19 protein-coding genes are annotated in these 22,231 nt (G+C 35.4%); 6 read left to right on the top strand and 13 right to left on the bottom strand.

Annotated features, from left to right (window positions below):
* Window positions 1-39 precede the first annotated feature (39 nt).
* Both H9L01_RS07220 and H9L01_RS07215 read left to right on the top strand, forming a co-directional pair.
* Window positions 40-291 carry a hypothetical protein gene (locus tag H9L01_RS07220; protein ID WP_187533289.1) on the top strand — a complete coding sequence of 84 codons (252 nt, stop codon included), beginning with the start codon at window positions 40-42 and terminating at the stop codon, window positions 289-291.
* 369 nt (window positions 292-660) lie between these two features.
* A complete protein-coding gene (locus tag H9L01_RS07215; protein WP_187533288.1) occupies window positions 661-2,568 on the top strand; it encodes a MucBP domain-containing protein in 1,908 nt (635 codons plus the stop codon).
* 50 nt (window positions 2,569-2,618) lie between these two features.
* On the opposite strand, the gene H9L01_RS07210 is transcribed toward H9L01_RS07215, so the two are convergent.
* The gene (locus H9L01_RS07210) at window positions 2,619-4,223 is read right to left on the bottom strand and encodes an oleate hydratase (RefSeq protein ID WP_187533287.1); all 1,605 of its coding nucleotides are present in this window, start codon (window positions 4,221-4,223) and stop codon (window positions 2,619-2,621) included.
* Between the two features lie 208 nt (window positions 4,224-4,431).
* Between H9L01_RS07210 and H9L01_RS07205 the strand changes: the two genes are divergently transcribed.
* From H9L01_RS07205 to H9L01_RS07190, 4 genes are all read left to right on the top strand, one after another.
* Window positions 4,432-5,568, top strand: coding sequence for a M20/M25/M40 family metallo-hydrolase (locus H9L01_RS07205; RefSeq protein WP_187533286.1), 1,137 nt, complete (start codon window positions 4,432-4,434; stop codon window positions 5,566-5,568).
* A gap of 387 nt (window positions 5,569-5,955) precedes the next feature.
* The gene (locus H9L01_RS07200) at window positions 5,956-7,515 is read left to right on the top strand and encodes an ABC transporter substrate-binding protein/permease (protein WP_187533285.1); all 1,560 of its coding nucleotides are present in this window, start codon (window positions 5,956-5,958) and stop codon (window positions 7,513-7,515) included.
* 3 nt (window positions 7,516-7,518) lie between these two features.
* Window positions 7,519-8,268, top strand: coding sequence for an amino acid ABC transporter ATP-binding protein (locus H9L01_RS07195; protein ID WP_187533284.1), 750 nt, complete (start codon window positions 7,519-7,521; stop codon window positions 8,266-8,268).
* Window positions 8,265-9,455 carry a M20 metallopeptidase family protein gene (locus H9L01_RS07190; RefSeq protein ID WP_187533283.1) on the top strand — a complete coding sequence of 397 codons (1,191 nt, stop codon included), beginning with the start codon at window positions 8,265-8,267 and terminating at the stop codon, window positions 9,453-9,455. Before H9L01_RS07195 ends, H9L01_RS07190 begins: the two co-directional genes overlap by 4 nt.
* Window positions 9,456-9,507: 52 nt before the next feature.
* Here the strand turns inward: H9L01_RS07190 and H9L01_RS07185 are convergent, their stop codons facing one another.
* From H9L01_RS07185 to H9L01_RS07130, 12 genes are all read right to left on the bottom strand, one after another.
* A complete protein-coding gene (locus H9L01_RS07185; RefSeq protein ID WP_187533282.1) occupies window positions 9,508-9,924 on the bottom strand; it encodes a DUF2871 domain-containing protein in 417 nt (138 codons plus the stop codon).
* 58 nt (window positions 9,925-9,982) lie between these two features.
* Window positions 9,983-11,233 carry a GNAT family N-acetyltransferase gene (locus H9L01_RS07180; RefSeq protein ID WP_187533281.1) on the bottom strand — a complete coding sequence of 417 codons (1,251 nt, stop codon included), beginning with the start codon at window positions 11,231-11,233 and terminating at the stop codon, window positions 9,983-9,985.
* Between the two features lie 215 nt (window positions 11,234-11,448).
* On the bottom strand, window positions 11,449-12,213 hold the full coding sequence (locus tag H9L01_RS07175; RefSeq protein WP_187533280.1) for a TrmB family transcriptional regulator: 765 nt from the start codon (window positions 12,211-12,213) through the stop codon (window positions 11,449-11,451).
* Between the two features lie 10 nt (window positions 12,214-12,223).
* Complete coding sequence (locus H9L01_RS07170; protein WP_187533279.1) at window positions 12,224-13,948, bottom strand: ABC transporter ATP-binding protein; 1,725 nt, start codon at window positions 13,946-13,948, stop codon at window positions 12,224-12,226.
* A 110-nt stretch (window positions 13,949-14,058) separates the two neighbouring features.
* Entirely contained in the window at window positions 14,059-15,966 is a 1,908-nt protein-coding gene (gene feoB / locus H9L01_RS07165) for a ferrous iron transporter B (RefSeq protein WP_187533278.1), read from the bottom strand.
* On the bottom strand, window positions 15,959-16,195 hold the full coding sequence (locus tag H9L01_RS07160) for a FeoA family protein (protein ID WP_187533277.1): 237 nt from the start codon (window positions 16,193-16,195) through the stop codon (window positions 15,959-15,961). Before H9L01_RS07160 ends, feoB begins: the two co-directional genes overlap by 8 nt.
* 217 nt (window positions 16,196-16,412) lie before the next feature.
* Entirely contained in the window at window positions 16,413-17,837 is a 1,425-nt protein-coding gene (locus H9L01_RS07155; protein ID WP_187533276.1) for a 6-phospho-beta-glucosidase, read from the bottom strand.
* Between the two features lie 218 nt (window positions 17,838-18,055).
* The gene (locus H9L01_RS07150) at window positions 18,056-18,424 is read right to left on the bottom strand and encodes an MmcQ/YjbR family DNA-binding protein (RefSeq protein WP_187533275.1); all 369 of its coding nucleotides are present in this window, start codon (window positions 18,422-18,424) and stop codon (window positions 18,056-18,058) included.
* A 79-nt stretch (window positions 18,425-18,503) separates the two neighbouring features.
* Window positions 18,504-19,556 (bottom strand): PTS fructose transporter subunit IIC, encoded by a 1,053-nt coding sequence (locus H9L01_RS07145; RefSeq protein ID WP_187533274.1) that lies wholly within the window; start codon window positions 19,554-19,556, stop codon window positions 18,504-18,506.
* A 1-nt stretch (window position 19,557) separates the two neighbouring features.
* Entirely contained in the window at window positions 19,558-19,869 is a 312-nt protein-coding gene (locus H9L01_RS07140; RefSeq protein WP_187533273.1) for a PTS fructose transporter subunit IIB, read from the bottom strand.
* 2 nt (window positions 19,870-19,871) lie between these two features.
* Entirely contained in the window at window positions 19,872-20,312 is a 441-nt protein-coding gene (locus H9L01_RS07135; RefSeq protein WP_187533272.1) for a fructose PTS transporter subunit IIA, read from the bottom strand.
* A 3-nt stretch (window positions 20,313-20,315) separates the two neighbouring features.
* A complete protein-coding gene (locus tag H9L01_RS07130; RefSeq protein WP_187533271.1) occupies window positions 20,316-22,226 on the bottom strand; it encodes a BglG family transcription antiterminator in 1,911 nt (636 codons plus the stop codon).
* Window positions 22,227-22,231: the final 5 nt, after the last annotated feature.

Below are 22,231 nucleotides of genomic sequence, written 5' to 3'. Positions count from 1 at the left end.
AGGTATTTACTCGATATTTTTTTATTAAAAGGAGTCTCTATGAAAAAAGGACAAGTGTTCGGAATTATTGCAATTTATTTTCTTATCATGTGTTATTTCTTTTTCCTTAAGAAACCCATGACTGATTTATCTCTAACTAATATTGCATTTTCTGGTGGAGATAAAACCGCAGAAATTCTGAAAGCATCCCAAGCAATTAACACGAATTCTTTCACTCACATTGGAGTTCTTACTACACTTTTATTTCTATCATTGGGATTAAACATTTATTTACTAAGTCAAAAAGAGTAATCCTATTCGAGTAGAACCGTAACAAAAAGCTACAATTAATAAGCTCCACTTTAGGTAACCACCCAAGATAAATAAAATTGGGAACTGCAAAAAGGAGGAGCTTTTTCTATACGTAGAAAAAATAAATATCCAACAGAAGTAAAAGGACAAGTAGTCAAAGATTATTAAAATTAAATAAATTGTTTAACGAAACACGATGTGTCAATATGACGTCAATCATATTCTTTTTATACTTTCTTCCATAAACATAATTAACTATGAGGATACCCTATATCTTTGTGAATATTTCATGAGTATCAAAGCAAAAATATATTCTTATAAAATTAGATAGTATATAATTAAAGCCCTTAAAGAAAAGAGGTGCATTTTATGAAGAAATTTACACTAAACTTCCTCACTATTATCCTGGTGTTTGCATGTGTTGGAATTAACGCTTCCGCCGATACAATAGACACTCCACCAAGCAAGAATAATGTAACCCGTTTATCAGAAGATAAACTACATATAATCTATAAAAATAAGCATGGAGAAATCATAGGTGAGGAATACGTTTCAAAAGGATCCTCACAAAACCTCCCCCATAGCACGCTTGAAATACCAGGGTACATCAATCCTTATTTTGTGTTTATTCCTCTCGATAAAGTCGTAAATAATGAATATATCATTGTCTATGAAGATGCAATTTACTATCTGGATATTATTGCAGTTGATGAAAAAGGAAAAGAACTTAAGCGCTTTGAATTCACTGGTAAATATAATGAAAAAAAGACCATCACACTGCCAGATTATTCAAACTATACACCTCTCAACAAAACTTTTGAATATACATTTAAAGAACATAAAGAAATGACGGTATTGTATGAGTTTAAAACATTTACTATCAATTTTTTCTTTCAAGATTCAATTGACAATGAAGTCATCGGAAATTCTACAGTAATCGGAAAATATGGAAGTAGAGTGACAATACCCTTCCCTGAAATCGAAGGATATCATCACTTAACTGATAGTATTGAACAAATAATATTAGGAAACGATCTCAAATTTTTCCCTTACTATAGAAAAGATATAACACTAAATATTCAGTATCGACTTGAGGATGGTACATTGATGCACAGTGATTCTCTCACTCAGCTATATAAAACCGACTATTCAATCGAACCCAAATCATTTTTTGGTTATGAAATCTCTGAATCCTCGCTTCCATTGGAGGGAACGATGCCTGCTAAGGATTCTGAAATCAAGATTAATTTGGTTCCTAAAACTCTAACTAATACGATTCGCTATTATAATGATTTAGGAGAAATCGTCTTAGAAAAACCAATAGTTGGAAAGTATCTCGACTATGTTGATGTAAATCTTCCTGAAATTGAAGGATACAACAAACCAACTCAAAATGAAACCTATCAATTAGCTGAATTTGACAAGTTTGTAGATTCAAGCCACGTCTATCAACGAAAAAGCATTAACATAACGACTAACTACGTCCTTGATAATGGTGACATCATACATAATACGAAAAAATCTCAATTATTCAATTCGAATTATACAATCGTTCCAGAAGATCTTTACGGATACAATTTAAATGTAGAAAATGTTATATTATCCGGTAAAACACCTTCTGAAGATCTCGTAGTATCAATTCCAGTTACTCCTAAGAAAATATCATCAACACTTCAATTTAAAGATGAGCTCGGAAATGTGATCTACGAACAAGCAGTCAATGGGTTCTATAATGATCTTGTTCAAATAGAATTACCAATTATTGCAGGATATAATGAATTAGATTCCAAAATAATCGAATATCGACTTGTAAGCTTAGACGAAAACATTGTTTCTAGCATTGTTTATTTTCGTAAAGATATCAACATCCAACTAAATTACAAACTTAAAGATGGTACAATCATCAGTAATCAGCAATCAGTAGTCAAATTCAAAGATATATATAAATTCATCTTAGAGTTACCTAAGAACTATCATCTCGTGGAAATATTAGATATTTCTAAGTTAGAAGGAATTGCGCCTGATAATGATATTTCAATCGACCTGTTTATCGAACCAAACAAGGAAATACCTGAAACACCAACATCTGGCTCGGACATCGATCCAATTATTGGTAAGAATAATACAAATTCAGAAATTACTGATTCACCATTAGCCGATAAATTTCTTCCTAGCACGGGGGTTACCTCTTACTTAATAATAAGTGTCTCCGTTGTTATTCTAGGTACGCTATTACTTGTTCTTCATAAAATCAAAAAAGAAAAAAATACTATTTAAGTACAACCATAACAAAGAGAAACCCCTACAATTGTAAGGGTTTCTCTTTGTTAATCGATAGAAAACATTTGATTGTTTTTCAATGCTTCTTTTAAAGTATCTACATCTTGACCTGTGCTGTCATCCTGTTCATAAATTCCTAACATTTTATGGACTGCTTCTTTGGCTGTTTTAACTGAATATTCAACCGTGAAAGATGCTTCATTTTTAGATTCAGCATAAGGTCCGATAAATGCAAGATTTGCGAAATTGTGTGGGACCGTTTCAGGACGATCAGTGATTTTTCTTGGTTTTAAGATTGCCGTTACGTTTGGAATATATGTAGGAACACAGTCACAAGCAAATGCAGCCAGTGTTTCAACTTTATCGGGATGCATACCGAGATGATATAGCCATTCCTCAGTAATTTCTTTTCCGTTACACTCTGTAATCGGTTTTTTAATGAAGTTACCTGGTTCATCGGAAAGCAGTGCGTACAACCAGATCACCATGGATTTGTCGTCAGCTTGACTTACAAGCCAATTCATATTCCAATTAGAATCTCTAACGGTTACAAGTCCTTCAAGCCCATCATTTCCGAGCAACTCTTTTACAAGTGTTCGAACTTCATGGTTTGCAGTTGTGATTGCTGCAGTCATGCACCATCCACGATGTTTTTCATCTGTTAAGAATGGTTCGGGATTTCCACAGAGCGAATCTTGTTGCGCTAAATTGCGCCATAGATCCCATTTAGGTGACAACGGTATGTCTTTAGGTATTGCATCTAGGTGATTTCCATAACTCATTGTTTCGATGGTTGCACCGTTGTTAACAAACACCCAATCGTTTTCACTTAATTCAATATCTTCACGATCTTCATTAACATTCAAACACATAGTTTTTGCAAATGTCGTGTCATCTTTACGTTCTAGTTTAATATTATTTACAGTCGTATCATATTCAAAAATAACACCTTTTTCTTTGAGGTAAGAAATAATCGGAATCGTCAGAACATCGTATTGACCATATTTTACAAATTCTAACATTGATAAACTATCAACAGGTCCAATTCGATGAGCATAACGAAGTAATGAACGACGAAACTCAAGTGCTCCATCCCACTTTTCAAATGCAAAAGTTGAGGACCAATAGAGCCAAAAATCTGAATCAAAGAATGCATTATCAAAAACATCAATAATTTTTAGTTCTTGAATGTTATTCTCCGTTCTGAGACAAAGCTGAATGATATCTTGTTTAATTTTTGGGCATAAAGCTATTTGGTGGCCAACCTTATATTCTTGACCACACTCATTGGTAACATACCATTTCGCTTCGACTCCGTTATCATTATGGAATTGGTTGTACTCTTCCAATATAGAATGTTGATGATTCATTAATGACGGTATTTCACTTAATACTTCACGTAGATTATCATAATAGTGTTCAAACTCGATACTTCTTTTGATGAGAATGCGGCGTTGTTCATTTAAGACAGATCCTGAGGCTTCATTGACAAAAGGCATTGAGTCCAGAATATGTATTTGATTTCCGTCAACATGACCATCTCGGATTAAATAAAATGCTCCGCTCAAAGATGCCATGGTTGATCCGACAAAGTAAATTTTGGATACATCAGTTGCGTAATTCTCAGTAAATTTAGAATTAATGTTCATCATAACACCTCCTTCTTCTATGTTAATCGTATGCTTTTATTTCTATAGACTCAACAAAGTTTTCGTGAGGATTAAAGAACATTCAGTGAATAAATATGTGATTGTTCACACATTCATAGATTTGACAGTGATTAAGTGCTTTCTCATCGACATTTGTGAGCGTTTTGATACAATATGTACAATTTTATCTAAAGAGAAGGAGATATTTTTCATGATTAATAAAGATCGAGCAATAAAAATGTTTTGTGAACTGGTTCAAATTGACAGTGTCAGTTTGAATGAGAAAGGTGTTGCATCATTTCTAAAGTCTTACTTTACAAATCTGGGTTATGAGGTTTATGAAGACCAAGTGTCCGTTCAAAAGGTTCCACAGGCAAACTCTGGTAATATTGTCGTTAAGATTCCTGGAACAGGTGCGTATGTTAACCACGATCCCATTATTCTGGAAGCTCACATGGATACTGTAGAACCTGGAAATGGCGTTAAACCTTCCGTGACAGAAGATGGCAAATATGTTGTCTCTGACGGTACAACAATTTTGGGTGCGGATGATAAAGCAGGAATTGCTCAAATTATTGAGGTAGAAGCAGTACTTCGAGAGCATGATTTCTCCCATCCACCACTTGAATTATTATTTACGATATCCGAAGAAATCGGAATTTTAGGTGCTTTCAATATTGATACAAATCTTGTAACTGGAAAAACCGCATACGTTCTTGACGGTGGTGGCGGACCAGGAACTGCAATTATTGGTGGTCCTGATTTCTACGATATTACTGGACGCATCATCGGGAGAGCTTCACACGCTGGTGCAGCCCCTGACAAAGGGATTTCCTCCATACAAGTAATGTCAGATGCGATTTCAAAGATGAGACTCTTAAAAGTGGACGAAGATACAACGACAAATATTGGTCGTGTGATCTGTGATTATCCAACCAACGTTGTACCCGAGGTTACGACTTTTGAGATGGAAGTGAGAAGCCTTGTTCCAGAAAAAGCACAAGCGCAAGTTAAACATGTTGTTGATACACTACAAGCATCAGCAGACTCATTTGGAGCAAAACTTGAAATTGAAGTTGGACAATCTCTACATGCCTATCATTTAGATGATTCTCTTGCTATCATTCAAAATTATAAAGCAATGTGCGAGCGTCACAACCTAACATATAATGGAATGGTTGTACGTGGAGGAACTGATGTCAGTGGCCTTACCTTTAATGGCATTAATGCTATTTGTTTAGCAGCCGGTGGTGAATTTGCTCATGAACTCAAGGAGCGACTTATCATTGATGAATTCGTAGCTAACACGCAACAAGTGCTTTGGCTTGTAACTGAAATTGATGCTTAATACTCATAATGCGATGAACTCTTTCAATGATGTGACGACACATCATTGAAGGAGTTTTTATTAAATTTCCTCGCTTGATGAAACACTTTTCATCATACATATGAAATACTTTCATCATTATGCTTGACACTTTCATCAATTCACGGTATATTTGATGAAATTAAAGAATATATAGAGGTAGCGGTGCATCAGAGTAAGAAGTCGAGTAGGTATACGAGGACACTTCTGAAAGGTAACCATCGCCGAATGGTCATACTAGACATAGTGTGCCCATGGGGGTTGAGAGAATATCTCAGCCACTCGATCCCGGTGGATTGGTGCTAGCGAACAAGAACTTCAGCAAACCTTCCGCTGAAGTTCTTTTATTATTTTGAGAAGGAGAATTTTATGCGAAAAAGAATTGGTATCTTAATGAGTTTATTACTCTTACTGAGTGCATGTGGATCAAAAAATGCACTTGAGGGCGAACCCTTGCGAGTCGGTATGGAATGTGGATATGCACCTTATAACTGGACACTTGCTAATCCTACAGAAACATCTGAACCGATTGCTGGTGGTCAATATTGTGATGGGTATGATGTCCAAATTGCAAAAATTATTGCGAATGAAATGGGAAGACCTCTGGTTATAGAGAAAACAACGTGGGAAAGTTTAATCTTATCACTTCAAAACGGACAAATAGATGCAGTCATTGCCGGTATGTCCCCCACGCCAGATCGTAAAAAAGAAATTGGATTTTCAAATCCCTATTTCGTTGATGATGCGACAGCATTTGGAGTCGTTGTTAAAAGAGATGGTCCTTATGCAGAGGCTAAATCAGTTTCAGATTTTGAATCTGCAGTCATTTCTGCACAAATGGGAACACATCATGTTCAGCTCCTTACACAACTTGAAAATATCAAACCATTCGAAAACTTAAAAGACTTTCCAACACTAACGATTTTTCTACAATCTGGTGAATTAGACGGATTTGTTGCTGATAGTGGTACAGGGCAAATGATTAATGCTGCGAATCCCGACTTGATGTATATTCAATTAGATGGTGATGATGGATTTGTAGTAACAGAAGAAATGGCAGGCGTTGCTGTAGGTGTCAACAAAGATAATAAACAGCTTATCGAAGAAATTAATGCTGCACTTGAAACGATTCCTACAGAAAAACAACAAGCGCTCATGGATCAAGCTATTAACGCCAATGAAGTATCTACAGGGAACTTCTTTGAAAAAGTAGGCTCTATTCTACAAAATAACGGTTCGTTGTTCCTACGAGGTACGCTTACAACACTCTTTATTTCATTTGTTGGAACACTTCTTGGCTTTCTAATCGGACTCTTTGTTGCAATGACACGTGATACTAAAATTACTCGCCCTCTTGCACACATATACATCACTGTATTTAGAGGAACTCCGATGATGGTTCAAGCCATGTTGTTCTATCATGGTATTGCACTTCTCTTCAATGGCTTTAGATGGTCTGATATTCCTTACAGTAACTTTGTAATTGCGATTATTATTGTAAGTATTAATACTGGAGCCTATATGGCAGAAACCATACGTGGTGGCATACAAGCGATTGATAAAGGACAATTTGAAGCAGCACAAGGCTTAGGTTTTTCAAGATTTGAGACAATGAGACACATTATCTTACCTCAAGCAGTTAGAAACGTTATTCCGGCATTGGGAAATGAGTTTATCGTAAACATCAAAGATACATCCGTTCTAAATATTGTTTCCATTACGGAACTCTTCTTCATATCAAACGGAATTGCTTCTACTACTTATCAAATACTCGAAACCTTTACCATTACTGCGATGATTTACTTGGTACTTACAACCATTTTCACCTTTATTCTAAGATGGGTAGAACGAAAAATGAGTAAATCAGAATCCTCCTATACATCAATACCAACCTCAATGACAACACCCGTAAATATCACGAAAGGATAAACTATGACGACACAAACTCGAATTCAAATTCAAAATATTACAAAACAATTTGGAGACCTTGAAGTATTGAAAGGCATTAATCTTACTGTAAATCAAGGTGATGTAATTTCCATTATTGGTTCCTCCGGATCCGGAAAATCAACACTCCTTCGATGTATCAATCGACTTGAAACTTTTGATGGTGGTGACATCTTAATTGATGAAACCTCATTAAAAGATCTTGATTCAAAAGCACTCAATACGAAAGTAGGTATCGTTTTTCAAAGTTTTAATCTCTTTAATAATATGACAGTTCTTGAAAATTGCATCAAACCTCAAACCATTGTTCTTGGTAGAAGTACCGAGGAAGCAGAAAGAAAATCTCTTGATCTCTTAGATAAAGTTGGTATGTTGGCATTTAAGGACAAACATGTTCTACAACTATCTGGAGGTCAAAAACAGCGGGTAGCCATTGCAAGAGCGCTTGCAATGGATCCCGAAGTACTTCTGTTTGATGAGCCTACTTCAGCACTCGATCCAGAAATGGTTGGTGAAGTATTGGAAGTTATGAAATCATTAACTTTAGAAGGACTCACGATGGTCATCGTAACTCATGAAATGGCTTTTGCAAAAGATGTATCGGATACTGTTTATTTCATGGACGGTGGTGTTGTATTGGAATCCGGAACTCCCGATCAACTCTTCAACAATCCGCAACAAAAAAGAACTCAAGAATTTTTAAGTCGCTTTAGACAACAAGGAGCACAAATATGAACTATTACGAAACAGTACGAAATTTAGCAGTTACTCATTTACCAGAAATGAAACGTCACCGTCGCTATCTACACGAAAATCCTGAACTTGCTCACGAAGAATTCCTTACACAACAACGTGTCATTGAAGTTTTAACTGAATTAAATATCCCCTACACGATTCTAGCTGAAACGGGTGTTGTAGGAATTATTCAAGGGTCTCATCCTGGTAAAACAGTCCTTCTACGTGGTGACATGGATGCTTTACCCATTCAAGAAGAAGTTGATATTCCTTTCCGTTCACAAATCGATGGAAAAATGCATGCTTGTGGACATGACGGACATACTGCCGGATTATTAGGTGTAGCAATGATTCTCAATGCAATGAAAGATGAGATTCATGGAAACGTTAAACTTATGTTTCAACCAGCTGAAGAAACAGATGGTGGTGCACAGACAATGATAGAAGAAGGCATCATGGACAATCCAAAAGTAGATGCTGCTTTTGGGCTCCATTTAGGAGGGCATCTTGAACATGGAAAAATTGAAATCAAGTATGGTCCCATGTTTGGAGCACCCGATGAGTTCGAAATACGGATTCAAGGTCGCGGTGGTCACGCAGCGAGCCCTGAACAAACCATTGACCCAATTATGATTGCTACACAAATTATCCAATCCGCTCAAACACTCTTAACGCGACAAAAAGACCCTATGAAACCTGCCGTTATTTCTTTCACATCAATTCATGCAGGTGAAGGTCTTAATGTCATTCCTGATACGTGCTATCTTGGCGGAACCATCCGTACGCTTTATCCAGATACGAGACAGTTCTTAGCAGATAAACTTCAAGAAATCGTGAACACGCTGTGTGAATTAAATGGTGCAAGTGCTTCGTTTGAATTCATGCCTTCGTATCCCCCACTCATTAATGATGACGCTACAACTCGTTTCGCCCATCAACAGCTCATTAACTACTTTGGTGAGAACCAAGTCAGTGAAAAAGAATTTGCCTCACTAGGAGCGGAAGACTTCGCTTATGTCGCACTTGCAGTTCCATCTTGTTACTATAATGTAGGTATCTTTGAGGATGGACACGATGAACCGGTTCATCACCATCCTAAATTTGCCTGGAATGATGATATTTTAGAGACGACCAGTGCTTCTCTTGCTATTCTCGCGTTAGATTATCTATCACTTCATAAAATTTAAAGATATTAAAAACAGCACTTCAGAATATGAACTGCTGTTTTTTATACATTAATTAACGATCCTTCACAGCTTTTCGAATAGCAGTAAAGAAATACATTAAACCTACTGTGAGAACTATATGACCTAAACCCGACATACCTGAAATTGAGGCATTAAGACCTTTACTTAAATTTGTTCCCAAAACATCAAAGACACCTCTAACCACTAACATCGTGATTGTGAGAATAAGTCCTGTGTTATACCAGATAAAGAATTTTTTAATACGTTTATCATCTGTAATTTTTAGGTAATCAACAATGATTCCTACAATCAAGAACATAAACATTCCTAACATTAAGGTATGTGTATGAACTACTCCTAAAGCAGTATTACCTGTAAATCCTTGGATTTTGGTAAATTCACGAAAGAATACACCACCAATTAAGCCCGCTATCATATAATAAAATGACACATTAAACATTTTTTTCATTATAAACCCTCCTATACTGAACAATGTTCATTATAGGAGCTCATTTCATAATTGTCAATTATTTAGACTTTAAGCTTTTTTGATAGGCAACACGAATCCCATCCGCAACTTCCACAATACCACACAACTCGAAACCTTGCTTTTCTATAAATCTTCTCATTTTAGTATTAACTTCATGAGTGTCGATTCTCATTTCTCGAATACCAAATACTGTAACAAGATTCTCACATCCATGATAAAGCTTCGTCGCGTATCCCTTTCCTTGTTTCTTATTTGAAACAACAAAGCGGTGCATCACTGCATATAAATCTTCATTAATCCAAGATCCTTGTTCAATTTGGTCATAGTTTTGTTCTATTCCGTATCCCAAATAGGTATAGGCTACAACATCTTCATCGATAAGAACAAAGGCATTTCCTTCTTTAATATCATCGAGGATACGCTGTCTGTTAGGATATCCTTTTTGCCACTGATCAATGCCCTGTTCTCTAAATGCAATTACTGCTTCGCCAATGATATCCATAATAGCATCTACATCTTCAAGTTTTGCTTTTCTAAAAACACAGCTATCGTCGTATCCAATATATTTTGTCATATGAACTTGAGAAATAAAAATTTCAAAGCCACTCTCAGTCAAAACTTTTTTAACACTACCGTTATGCAGGACATTGATTAGTTTCGTGTCAATATCGAGATTCGATGTTAGTGCTCCTAGACCCTTATACCCATCTTGAGAGGTGATTTGTTGAATATTGTTAATATTAGTATAAACTTCAAGATCATCGTGTACTTCTTTTGTAAGAGACGTTAATGCTAATCTATTTTGGAAAGATGGAAACAAGATCGGTGTATCAACATCAACATTCGATTGATCATTCACATCACACTGCTCTACTTTTCGATAGCAGTCCAAAGTATAATCAATTTCAAAGCCCATACGTTCATATGCTTTGATAGCAGGTATATTCGTTGATATTGCCTCAAGTTCAAAGGACGTTATTCCCTTATCCTTCAACAGGACTTCCACTTCAGCATACATTTTTGGAAATATTCCCTTGTTCCGGTAACTCGGAATAATTGCGGTCATTGCATTATAAGCAAAACTGCCATCAATGCCTACCAAAATAAATCCCACTAAAACAGTCTCATCGAAAAAACCGACTGATACATTCAAATCAATTCGAGCGGCACTAATTTTCATTTCAAGGCTTGATTCGTCCATATGAATCGGTGTAATATAATCTGAAAATCCCAAGTTAATGGCTTCTAATAGCACATTTTTATCTATATTATTTAATGTTTTAATCATCTCTTCATATTCCTCTCAAGTATTTTTCACTAACTGGTATTTGTCCAGTTTATTTCTCAAATCGGTATTTATCATGGATTCCATCAATTACTTTCTAATCAAATAATTTCTAAATCTGAATCCATTTATCTCCTCATTTAGACTATTCTAACACAAAAATAAAACAAGAAGTGATTTGTTACTTTCTTCTTGTTTATAAAATAATTCATTCACATTTAGTTTTTACTATCCTTAATAATATTATAAATATCACCATCATAAAGTGCTTGAATTTGATCTTTAAATTCTTCTGATAATTTTGAGATAATCACATCATGATGATGTTCTGCAAGAACACGACGAACGAGCGTTGGGTGTTCTGTTTCAAGTGCACTACTATTATATTCGTAATTGAATGTCCCAATCAAAACTTTCTTTTCATCTACAAGTATCGAGAAATCGCGTTCTTGTTGTGGCATTACTTTTTGGTCCAAAATAACTGTTTTTAAAGACGTTTCAATGGGCTTGAATGTTACCAATTTCACATCGACTCCGTGATATTCTGCTTCTTCCAAATAATTGAGTAATGGCGCTAAGTCTTCATTCCAAACATCAATCAATACTGATTTCTTTGCAGTCGCAATCATGCGCTTTGCAGCACTCATTATCTGATCATAACCGTTTATTGAAAAGAATTGGTAAACATCGTTTCCTTTTCGATGTAAATTTGCTTCCAAGTATCGTGCCGATGTTTTGAACTCTACTTTCATTTGATCAATAACTTCATTGATATCAACAGCAAAGTAGATTGATGTTTTTTCATCACTAACGCGACACATTCCTTTTTGATGGAGGGATGCTAACGAAGCATAAACATTTGATCGCGAAATTCCAAGGTTTTTAGCGACTTCATAACCTGATTGCTCGCCATTTTCGTACAAACACAAATAACAACGCGCCTCCGTTTCTGTTAATCCAAGGCTTTTTAAATGTTCTAACATAATATTTCTCCTATTTAAATTGAGCAGTGAACATTGCACGATATTCCGGCGAGTGTTCTAATAGTGTTTCGTGGTTTCCCATCGCAATCTTGTGGCCCTTATCGAGGACTAATATCTGATCAGCATCAACAATGGTCGAGAGTCGGTGGGCAATGACAATACATGTTTTTTTAGACATCAGTGTTTCCAATGAAGCCTGAATTACCGATTCATTATAACTATCCAATGATGCTGTAGCCTCATCCAGTATGATAAGCGGCGCATCCTTAAGGAACATGCGAGCGATAGCAAGACGTTGTTTCTGACCACCCGATAACTTCAAACCACGTTCTCCTACTTCAGTATCTAAACCTAAGGGTAAACCACTCACGAAATCATCAATATTCGCAAGCTTCATTGCTCTATAGACATCTTCATCATGATAATTATAACATCCATACGTAATATTTTGATAAATAGTTCCATCAATAACATTACCATCTTGACTTACAACACCGATTTGATCAAGTAGACTGTCTCGATGTATTTCTTTAATGTTAATACCATTAAAGAAAATTTCTCCCACTTCGGTATCGTAGAGTCTTGTCAGTAGTTTCGTAATTGTCGTTTTCCCAGATCCTGATTCTCCGACTATCGCAAACTTTCGATTCTGTTCAACTTTAAATGACAATTTATCTAATACCGTTAACTGAGGTTCATAGTTAAAAGATACATTCTTAAACTCGACACTTTTAATGTAGTTGATACGAATACTTTCATAACCATCACATATTGATGGTTCAGTGTCAAATACTTCATCAATACGCTCTAGAGATACTGATGCTTGTTGGAATCGATTCACCATCGAACTAAATGATTTCATTGGTTTTTGAAGTAGCGCAAGATAGGATAAATAAGTTACGACACTCCCGATTGTAATCGATCCCAACATAACCATAAATGCGCCGTAACCTAAGACAATCATTGTTCCAACAGTATCTAGAAGACTTACTGTTGGCCCATAAGCTGCCTGGACTTGTGTTGCTTTATCATTCGCTTCGTTATTTAATTTGGTTAATTTTTCAAATCTTCGATTTTCATAACGCTCCGTATGAGATACTTTGATCAACGGAATCAAAGTGAGCGTGGTTTGTAAGTGAGAATTAATTTTCGAAGACGTGGTTCTCACGACTCGATAAGCTTGTTTGACTCTTTTACTGAAATAACGATTGATGAAAAATAATATTGGAAATGTAACTGATAGAATTAACATTAATTTCCAATCCACAATCAACATGTACCCTATTATCCAAATAAACGTAATGAGGCTTCCAAATATAGAGAAAGTATTTGGGGATATGAGACTTTGAATCACAGATATGTCACTATTGATTCGCTCTAATGTATCTCCTGTTTTATGGTCTTCAAAATATCGATAATCCAGTTCCAAAATATGACTGTATAAATCATTTCTTAACTGTGAAATCGTAGATTGACTAATCTTATTGATTAAGATGGTTGAGAAGTAGGTTAGACCTCCAATAAGGACTGTAAGACCTAAAAGATACATTAATTGAAGTAACAATTGATTCATATCATGATTCGGAATCACAACATCAATAATGCGTTGTGTTACCAATGGTATCAAAAATTGCGCAATTGCAATTAATGAAAAAATACCAATGGTGACAACTGTATCAAAACGGAATTTCAAGAGATATTCCATTAAATATTTTTTTGTTTTAGTTTGTTTCATACTCAATAACTCCTAGTAGTTCTATTTACAACCACTAGGATACTCTTGTAATTATTGCTTGTCAACTTATGTACTAAAAAAGATTCCAAATTTTGGAATCTTAGAAACAATCACAAACCAAATAATTTCCAAATTGCAGTTGTAGTAAGCGTACAGATAACTCCAATAAGTGTTGGAACCCAAAATGATACCCAGGTCCATTTTCTACTTCCCGTTTCTTTTTTGATGGTTAGAAGTGTTGTACCACATGGCCAGTGAAATAGTGTAAATAACATGACGTTAATCGCAGTCAAAAGCGTCCAACCATTATCGATCAATAGCACTTTAAGTTGTCCTAATGAATCGTAATCAACAATTGACGATGTGGCGAGATAGCCCATCAACATACAAGGAATCACAATTTCATTAGCAGGTAATCCAAGAATAAATGCCATCAAAATGACACCATCTAATCCCATTATTGCTGCAAGAGGATCTAAGAACGTCGTAATGTGTGCGAGTAAAGTCATATTGCCAATTGTGACATTAGCTAAAATCCAAATTAGAAGACCAACTGGCGCAGATACTTTAATGGCACGTCCTAAAACAAAAATAGTACGATCAAGAATTGAACGAATCAAAACTTGGCCAATTCTTGGTTTACGATATGGTGGTAATTCCAGTGTAAAAGATGACGGCATTCCTGATAGAATTGTCTTCGATAATATCTTCGACATCAACATGGTCATCATAACACCCAAAAGAATTGTTCCCGTAAGTATGAGTGCAGCGACCAGTGAATTTCCTATATAATTTTTATTTCCTACAAAAAATAACGTTATAATCGTAATAAGAATTGGGAAACGGCCATTACAGGGAACAAAGTTATTTGTGATGATAGCGATTAAACGTTCTCGAGGTGAATCAATAATTCTCGCCCCTGTTACTCCTGCTGCATTACAACCAAATCCCATACACATACTAAGTGCCTGTTTTCCACAAGCTCCTGATTTTTGGAAAGCATTGTCAAGATTAAAAGCCACACGAGGTAAATAACCGAAATCTTCTAGGAGCGTAAAAAGCGGAAAGAATATTGCCATAGGTGGGAGCATTACCGAAATCACCCATGCAACTACTTTATATACCCCATCAATTAAAGCACCCTGTAGCCATGCAGGCCAATGCATCCATGTCGCAATATCATTCAAAACATCTTGAAATGAGAAAAGTACTTTTGCAAGCATCTCAGAAGGAACATTGGCTCCTTCAATTGTTAACCAGAATACAAGAAAGAGAAGTAAAATCATGATTGGAATTCCAGTTAATCGACTGGTAAAAAGTTTATCTAACTTTCTATCTCGGGCATCAAAATTTTCATTATCATAAGTTGTTACTTGAAATGCCGTTGCTGCAGCACGACCAATGATAAGTTCGATACGTCGTTTTTCATCTGGTTCTTTCGTGATCTTATCGAGTTTCTCCAACATTTGTCTACCGGCTACATAATCAGTTTGAGTTACAATATCAATTTTTTCTAAAAGTTCATCAATACCTTTTTCATGAGTTGCTGATGTCGCAACGACTGGAACGCCCAGTTTTTGTTCAAGTTCTTCAATATCAATATTAATTTTCTTACGTTGCGCTTCATCTAGTAAGTTTACACAAACAACAACGCGAGGCGTCAACATCATAATTTGTAGAACCAAATTTAGGTTTCTTTCTAAAGCTGTTGCATCACAAACAACGACGGTAGCCGATGCTTCTTCAGAAATGATGAAATCGCGTGCTACTTCTTCCTCTGGAGAGTGTGCCATAAGCGAATACGTTCCAGGTAAATCAACAAAAACATAACTATTTTTCTTACTTGTTGCATATCCTTGCGCTAACTCAACTGTCTTACCAGGCCAATTCCCTGTATGTTGATGCATACCTGTTAAAACATTAAACAACGTACTTTTTCCTACGTTAGGATTACCTGCGAAAGCAATTACCTTATCATTTTCACTTTTCTTGACAATTTCTATCGTTGTCTCATTCATGATCTAACACCTCCGAAACCTCAATACACTGTGCTTCAGATTGACGAATCGCATAGATTGTATTTCTAACCTTATAGGCGCGAGGATTTCCAGACGGACTTGATTGAATCACCTCTACAAGAGTCCCATTAATAAACCCCAAATCTAGTAAGCGTAATAACATATGTTCTTCTATATCGATGTGCTCGATAATTGCTTTATTCCCAACTTTGACTTCTGATAATTTCATATTCCCTCCAATTAGGCTTCCCTTACTATATTGATAGTAAAGCCTTATCAACCATGTGACAATATCTTTGAGAATACTTTCATCTTATTTTTAATATATTTTTTAGTTGATAGTGAATATCGTTATCATATTGTGAATATGTCAAAATTCTGTACTTTTGAATTGTAATTTTAGTTATTTTCTCAAAAGAAAACATCCTCTCGGATGTTCTTCTTTTTTAGAGTTCTGAACCATTCGTTTCAATTAAATGTTGATACCAATAGAATGATTTCTTAGGGATTCGTTTATAAGTTCCGTTACCCTCATCATCTCTATCTACATAAATATAACCGTAACGTTTTGACATTTCACCAGTTGATGCACTGACGAGATCAATACATCCCCATGAAGTATAGCCCAGCACTTCAACACCATCAAGTTCAATCGCATCTTTCATAGCTTTAATATGAGCAGCAAGATACTCAATACGATAGTCATCTTGAATGGATCCGTCTGCTTCTATTTTATCATACGCACCCAATCCATTTTCAACAACAAACAGCGGTTTCTGATAACGATCATAAAGTGAGTTCAGTGTGATTCTAAATCCTAATGGATCAATTTGCCATCCCCATTCGCTCTCAGAAAGATATGGATTTTTAATTGTCTTAAATGCATTACCATCTGTTTGTTCTACAACATTTGGATCAACAGATGTTGTTCGTGATGAGTAATATGAGAATGAAATGAAGTCTACAGTATTATTTTTTAGAAGCTCTAAATCACCTTCCTCAATATCAAGGTTCACTCCTAATTGTTCCATGCGTTTCCAAGCGTAATTAGGATAACTACCACGTGATTGAACATCAATAAAGAAGTAGTTATCGCGGTCTTTCATCATGGCATCAAATACATCATCAGGATTTGGCGTATAAGGATAATAGTTACCTGCCGCTAACATACACCCTACTTTATTATCAGGGTCAATTTCATGAGCTATTTTGGTTGCTAATGCACTTGCCACAAGTTCATGATGAATTGCTTGATATTTAACTTGGTTAGCGTCTTCTCCCTCTTCAATAAACACACCTGCAGCCATGAACGGAGCGTGAAGTATCATATTGACCTCATTAAAGGTCAACCAGTATTTTACGAGGCCTTTATAGCGTGTGAACAAAGTACGACATAATCTCTCATAAAATACTATCATTTCTCTATTCTTCCATGATCCATACTCTTTTGTTAAATGGATTGGACAATCAAAATGCGTAATGGTTACAAGCGGTTCAATATTATATTTACGACATTCTTTAAATAAATTTTCATAGAATTGCAATCCTTGTTCATTGGGTTCAAGTTCGTCACCCTTAGGGTAAATACGAGACCAAGCTATCGATAAACGATACGTTTTAAATCCCATCTCAGCAAGCATTGCAATATCTTCTTTATAGTAATCGATCATTTTGATAGCGTCATGACCTGGATAGAAATAATTTGAATTCACTTCAAACATCTTCATTGCTCCTACAGCAACTTTCCAACGGTCTTCACCATGAGGCATGAGGTCTACATTCGCAAGACCACGTCCATCACGATCAAAGCCACCCTCACATTGATTAGCAGCGGTTGCACCGCCCCATAAAAAATTATCTGGAAATCCCATAATGCCCTCCTCTTTCACTTCTAAAAAATAAGATACATGGTTAATAGTTCACCTAACAAACCTAATTTCACCCGTTTTGTAACATCTCCATGACGTCAAAACAGCTACCGTATCTAACACTATAATTATAACAAGAGTTGACCTATTATTTAACTTTTCTTTAAAAATTTTACTAACATATCAGAATTGGTATAAACAATTAATTATGTTGGTACATATTAACGTAGTGGCATATCATCAACAATCTCTTTGTCTTTTCGCGTAAGCTTTGCATAAACCAAAGAATATGATTCTAAAATAAATTCTTTCATATCTGCTACGGTTAAGACATCACTGTCAATCACAACTGTATTCCAATGAACCTTATTAGTGTGATATCCCGGAGTGATATCCTCATATTTGAGGCGTAATTGTATATTTTTATTGGGGTTCCCTTTCAGAGTAATTCGGTTGTCATTTAACATTCCAAACGCTTTACCTAATAACGAAAAATAATAACAACCCCAATCTTCTCTAAAGTATACTTCAGCACCTCTCAAGGAATTTCCGAACTCAACTAGTTCTAGTTCTCTATTAGTAAGCTCCATAATGCCTCCTATCTATATAAGTATTAAACCACAATTTCAATTAGAATAGAAAAAAAACCTCACAATTGTGAGGTTAAAATTATGCAACGCTTTCAACAACATCTTTCTTCAATATTTTCAGAAGAATCGCCATTACTGCAGCACCTGCTAGAATAGCGACAACAAACCAAATCTTGTTACCGACAACAGGTAGTACAATAAATCCACCGTGAGGTACTGGACAGGTTACATTACCATATGCAGCAATGAGAGCTGCAGTAATACAACCAATAATAGATGCTGGATAGACAGCTTTAGGATCTTTAATTGCAAATGGAATTGCACCTTCAGTAATACCCAGAGCACCAATAATACCCACTGCTTTCGCATTGTCACGTTCTTCTTCAGTAAATTTATTTTTAGCAATGAGTGAAGCTAAGAAGATACCAAGTGGTGGCACAGCGACAAGAACTCTAAAGATACCATTAGGTTCCATAACACCTTCGTTAATCATACTTAATGTAAACATTGAAATTGTCTTTGTCATGGGTCCACCAAAGTCAATTTCAGCGAAGATTCCCATAAATATTGCGAATATCGTTTTGCTTCCACCATTCAATTCGGTCATGACATTGGTTAACCACGTAACTAAAGCTGAAATTGGGATTGCAATAATAAAGTAATAAGCAAGTCCTAATACAAGAACTGTAAAGATTGGCATGATGAGAATTGGCATGATTGAACGAAGTGTTTTATTTTTCGCAATCTTCCATCCTTTCATCCAATTTACCATGTAACCTGCAAGCAGACCAAGAAGTAAAGCACCTAAGAATCCAGATTTAACTTCAACACCATTAACCATAATAACACTGTTTGCAATGTATCCAAGGATGAATCCTGGTGTAAGTCCTGGTTTTCCTGCAGCCGAATATGCGATATATGCTGCAAATACAGGAATCATCATTGTCATACCAGCTTTACCCAGTTGGTTTAAGTAGATCATGATTGGATTGGTTGGAACCAATCCTTTTGCTGTTTGTTCAGCTCCTAATAGTGAAATCGCAAGAATAACTCCACCCGCTACAACAACAGGCATCATGAACGATACACCACTTAATAAATGTTTTTGAATATCTTTTAAGATTTTCTTCATATTAAGCCTCGACAAGTGCAATTGCTTCATCTACAAGATTTACAACATCCTTAATTGCACGATCTACATCGGAGTGAATAACAGGCTTTCCTTCGAAACGTTCTTCACCTTCAATTACGACACTTACTGCGAGAATAATAACATCTGCAGATGCAACATCTTCTTCAGTAAGTTCATTTTCAATTCCCATTCCACCTTGAGTTTCAACTTTATATTCAAAACCTCTTTTAGCACATTCTTGTTCAAGTGTTTCTTGTGCCATATATGTATGTGCAATGCCCGTTGGACATGCAGTTACTCCTAAAATTTTCATATTTAGTCCTCCTTAAGTATTTCAAATAATTTTTCATAAATATTTTTTTCAGTATCCGCTTGGATTGCATCAACGAAATCCTGATTCACTAATTTTCTACTTAGTTTTGCAAGTGTTCGCAAATGCAATTGACCAGAAGTTGCTTCTGGAATGGCAATTGTAAATATCATACTTGCTACTTCATTTTCATCCCAAGCCACGGATTTATTTAATCGTATGAATCCAACAAACGGTTCATTTACTGCATTACTTTGACAATGAGGAATTGCGATTGCGTTTCCAACTGAGGTTGGTAGAACTTCTTCCCGTTGTTTTAAAGCCTTTATATATTGTTCTTTATCGTTGATCAAACCACTATCATATGCCATTTGTGCGAAAGCTAGGAAGATTTCTTCTTTACTTTCATAGGGTTGATTGACACGAATCATGCTATCTTGAATCACAAATTAACCTCCATATACTAAATGTTTAAAAGTATTAAAATCCATAGACTGCACTTCTTTCGGAAGATTTTTATTATCTTTTAAGAAGTTTAGAATACTTTTAATTATTGTTTTTGAATTCTTAAGATCATCATTTGAGATTGCATATAGAAATACAATCTGTACTTTATTATCTCCCCATTTTACGGGTGTTTTATTAATCCAAATGGGAATGATTGTTTCTTTAACATACTTGATAGAACCATGTGGGACTGCTGTCGCATTACCTACAAAGGTTCCACCTTCTTTTTCTCGAGTCCAGACACTGATTGCATAACGCTCATCGATATAATCGAATTCGATAAGATCACTTAACATCTCGTTAAGAATTTCTTCTTTACTTGAAGCATCCTTCATAAAATAAATAAACTTTGGATTGGTATAGTGATTAAACGTGTTGTTTTCTTTAAACGTTGTAGTGGTAAGCATATTTTGATACTTTTGAGCAATAATCAAAAGGTCATTACTCGTAATCAATGGTGACACCAATGCATAAGGTGTTGCCATTGTTTCTAGTGGTATTGTTGATATAATTAGGTCAATTTGATTCGTATCAACATTTAAAATAGCTTCTGGATCAACGATCTTGATAACATCAAGTGACGATACCACAGTTCGTATTCTCGAAAGAATAAAGTCTTGGGAGACATAACTATTTTGTGAAACAACATAAATCATGCGACTACTTTGTCTGCGATCCAAAGCCGTTTGGAAGTGGAGTAACAAAAAACCAACTTCATCTTCTGTTACAGTAAGCATATTAATTTCATTTTCTGTATCCATCATGAGCCAAACAAGATCGTACATCAGCCTAAAGTCTTTAATAATTTCTGACAAAAGTGGATTTCTAATGATGATATTGTGTTTCATTCGATAGTCCATATGATACAAATGAACCGATAAGTTATTTAGTAATAAATCATCTTGTGTCAAATCTTCATTAATAGCCAGCGACATTTTTTTAATTAAGTCTCGTGCTATATCTTGGTAGCTATGTACAAATTCATGTTGGATTGTTTCAAACTCTAAACGATATCCTTGAAGATAAACTGCCAATGTATAAATATCGGATTCAGTTTCCTCAAATATAACTGTTGATTTCATTTTTTCGAACAAAGTTTGTGCAATGACATAATGGTTTAGTGCATAAATATTTTTACCAGATGAATTGTGTTCGATAGATTCAATATGGTAATTATTTCGGATTCTTTGCATCATGACAATCAAGACACTGAAGATATTAAACTGATAATATGGTGCCACAATTCTCAGATTTAATTCCTTAATATCTTCCTGAAAATTCGAAGCCGCTTCAACAATATCTGTGTCATAAAAACGCTTCAACATTTCCGCAAAATGATCTAAGGTCGTATTCGGTCCTAATTGTTCAAGAATATGATTATTAAAATCAATCATTAATTGTTGACGTTGATACTCTGACCCCTGAACTCTTGTCCCAAGATGGTCACTAATAAGTTGGAGTTGAGAGCTTGAACTAACTTTACTTTCGATTTGACTTAAATGTTCGACTATCGAAGTCGTACTAACATAGTACTCAGAAGAGAGATTTAAAATTGTAATTGTTTTTGAATCGATAACCAATTGTTTAAATATTTGCATATAAACATATTCATCATCAAACTCCTGAGTTGTTAGTTTTTCTGTCATTGTTTTTTTCCATTGACCTCGAACACCAAGGCCCGGACGACGTATAAGTTCAAATTGATCTGGCATCATAAGTTGAATTTGATCCAAATCATAATAAACTGTACGTACAGAAACTTTTATTTCATCAGCGAGCTCATTCACAGTCATGAAAGAATCTTGATTACTTAGTATTTCAAGTATTCGAATTTGTCGTTTCGAAACGCTCATATTAC

Origin of the sequence: Erysipelothrix inopinata (genome assembly GCF_014396165.1) — a bacterium.
Lineage (GTDB): Bacteria > Bacillota_I > Bacilli_A > Erysipelotrichales > Erysipelotrichaceae > Erysipelothrix > Erysipelothrix inopinata.
Note: the sequence above shows the minus strand (reverse complement) of the source record. Positions and strands in the feature narration are given on the sequence as shown.

What these genes read in the sequence shown, in the direction of transcription:
- H9L01_RS07220 (WP_187533289.1), top strand. Translation starts at nt 40, where the DNA reads ATGAAAAAAGGACAAGTGTTCGGAATTATTGCAATTTATTTTCTTATC.
- H9L01_RS07215 (WP_187533288.1), top strand. Translation starts at nt 661, where the DNA reads ATGAAGAAATTTACACTAAACTTCCTCACTATTATCCTGGTGTTTGCA.
- H9L01_RS07210 (WP_187533287.1), bottom strand. Translation starts at nt 4,223, where the DNA reads ATGATGAACATTAATTCTAAATTTACTGAGAATTACGCAACTGATGTA.
- H9L01_RS07205 (WP_187533286.1), top strand. Translation starts at nt 4,432, where the DNA reads ATGATTAATAAAGATCGAGCAATAAAAATGTTTTGTGAACTGGTTCAA.
- H9L01_RS07200 (WP_187533285.1), top strand. Translation starts at nt 5,956, where the DNA reads ATGCGAAAAAGAATTGGTATCTTAATGAGTTTATTACTCTTACTGAGT.
- H9L01_RS07195 (WP_187533284.1), top strand. Translation starts at nt 7,519, where the DNA reads ATGACGACACAAACTCGAATTCAAATTCAAAATATTACAAAACAATTT.
- H9L01_RS07190 (WP_187533283.1), top strand. Translation starts at nt 8,265, where the DNA reads ATGAACTATTACGAAACAGTACGAAATTTAGCAGTTACTCATTTACCA.
- H9L01_RS07185 (WP_187533282.1), bottom strand. Translation starts at nt 9,924, where the DNA reads ATGAAAAAAATGTTTAATGTGTCATTTTATTATATGATAGCGGGCTTA.
- H9L01_RS07180 (WP_187533281.1), bottom strand. Translation starts at nt 11,233, where the DNA reads ATGATTAAAACATTAAATAATATAGATAAAAATGTGCTATTAGAAGCC.
- H9L01_RS07175 (WP_187533280.1), bottom strand. Translation starts at nt 12,213, where the DNA reads ATGTTAGAACATTTAAAAAGCCTTGGATTAACAGAAACGGAGGCGCGT.
- H9L01_RS07170 (WP_187533279.1), bottom strand. Translation starts at nt 13,948, where the DNA reads ATGAAACAAACTAAAACAAAAAAATATTTAATGGAATATCTCTTGAAA.
- feoB (WP_187533278.1), bottom strand. Translation starts at nt 15,966, where the DNA reads ATGAATGAGACAACGATAGAAATTGTCAAGAAAAGTGAAAATGATAAG.
- H9L01_RS07160 (WP_187533277.1), bottom strand. Translation starts at nt 16,195, where the DNA reads ATGAAATTATCAGAAGTCAAAGTTGGGAATAAAGCAATTATCGAGCAC.
- H9L01_RS07155 (WP_187533276.1), bottom strand. Translation starts at nt 17,837, where the DNA reads ATGGGATTTCCAGATAATTTTTTATGGGGCGGTGCAACCGCTGCTAAT.
- H9L01_RS07150 (WP_187533275.1), bottom strand. Translation starts at nt 18,424, where the DNA reads ATGGAGCTTACTAATAGAGAACTAGAACTAGTTGAGTTCGGAAATTCC.
- H9L01_RS07145 (WP_187533274.1), bottom strand. Translation starts at nt 19,556, where the DNA reads ATGAAGAAAATCTTAAAAGATATTCAAAAACATTTATTAAGTGGTGTA.
- H9L01_RS07140 (WP_187533273.1), bottom strand. Translation starts at nt 19,869, where the DNA reads ATGAAAATTTTAGGAGTAACTGCATGTCCAACGGGCATTGCACATACA.
- H9L01_RS07130 (WP_187533271.1), bottom strand. Translation starts at nt 22,226, where the DNA reads ATGAGCGTTTCGAAACGACAAATTCGAATACTTGAAATACTAAGTAAT.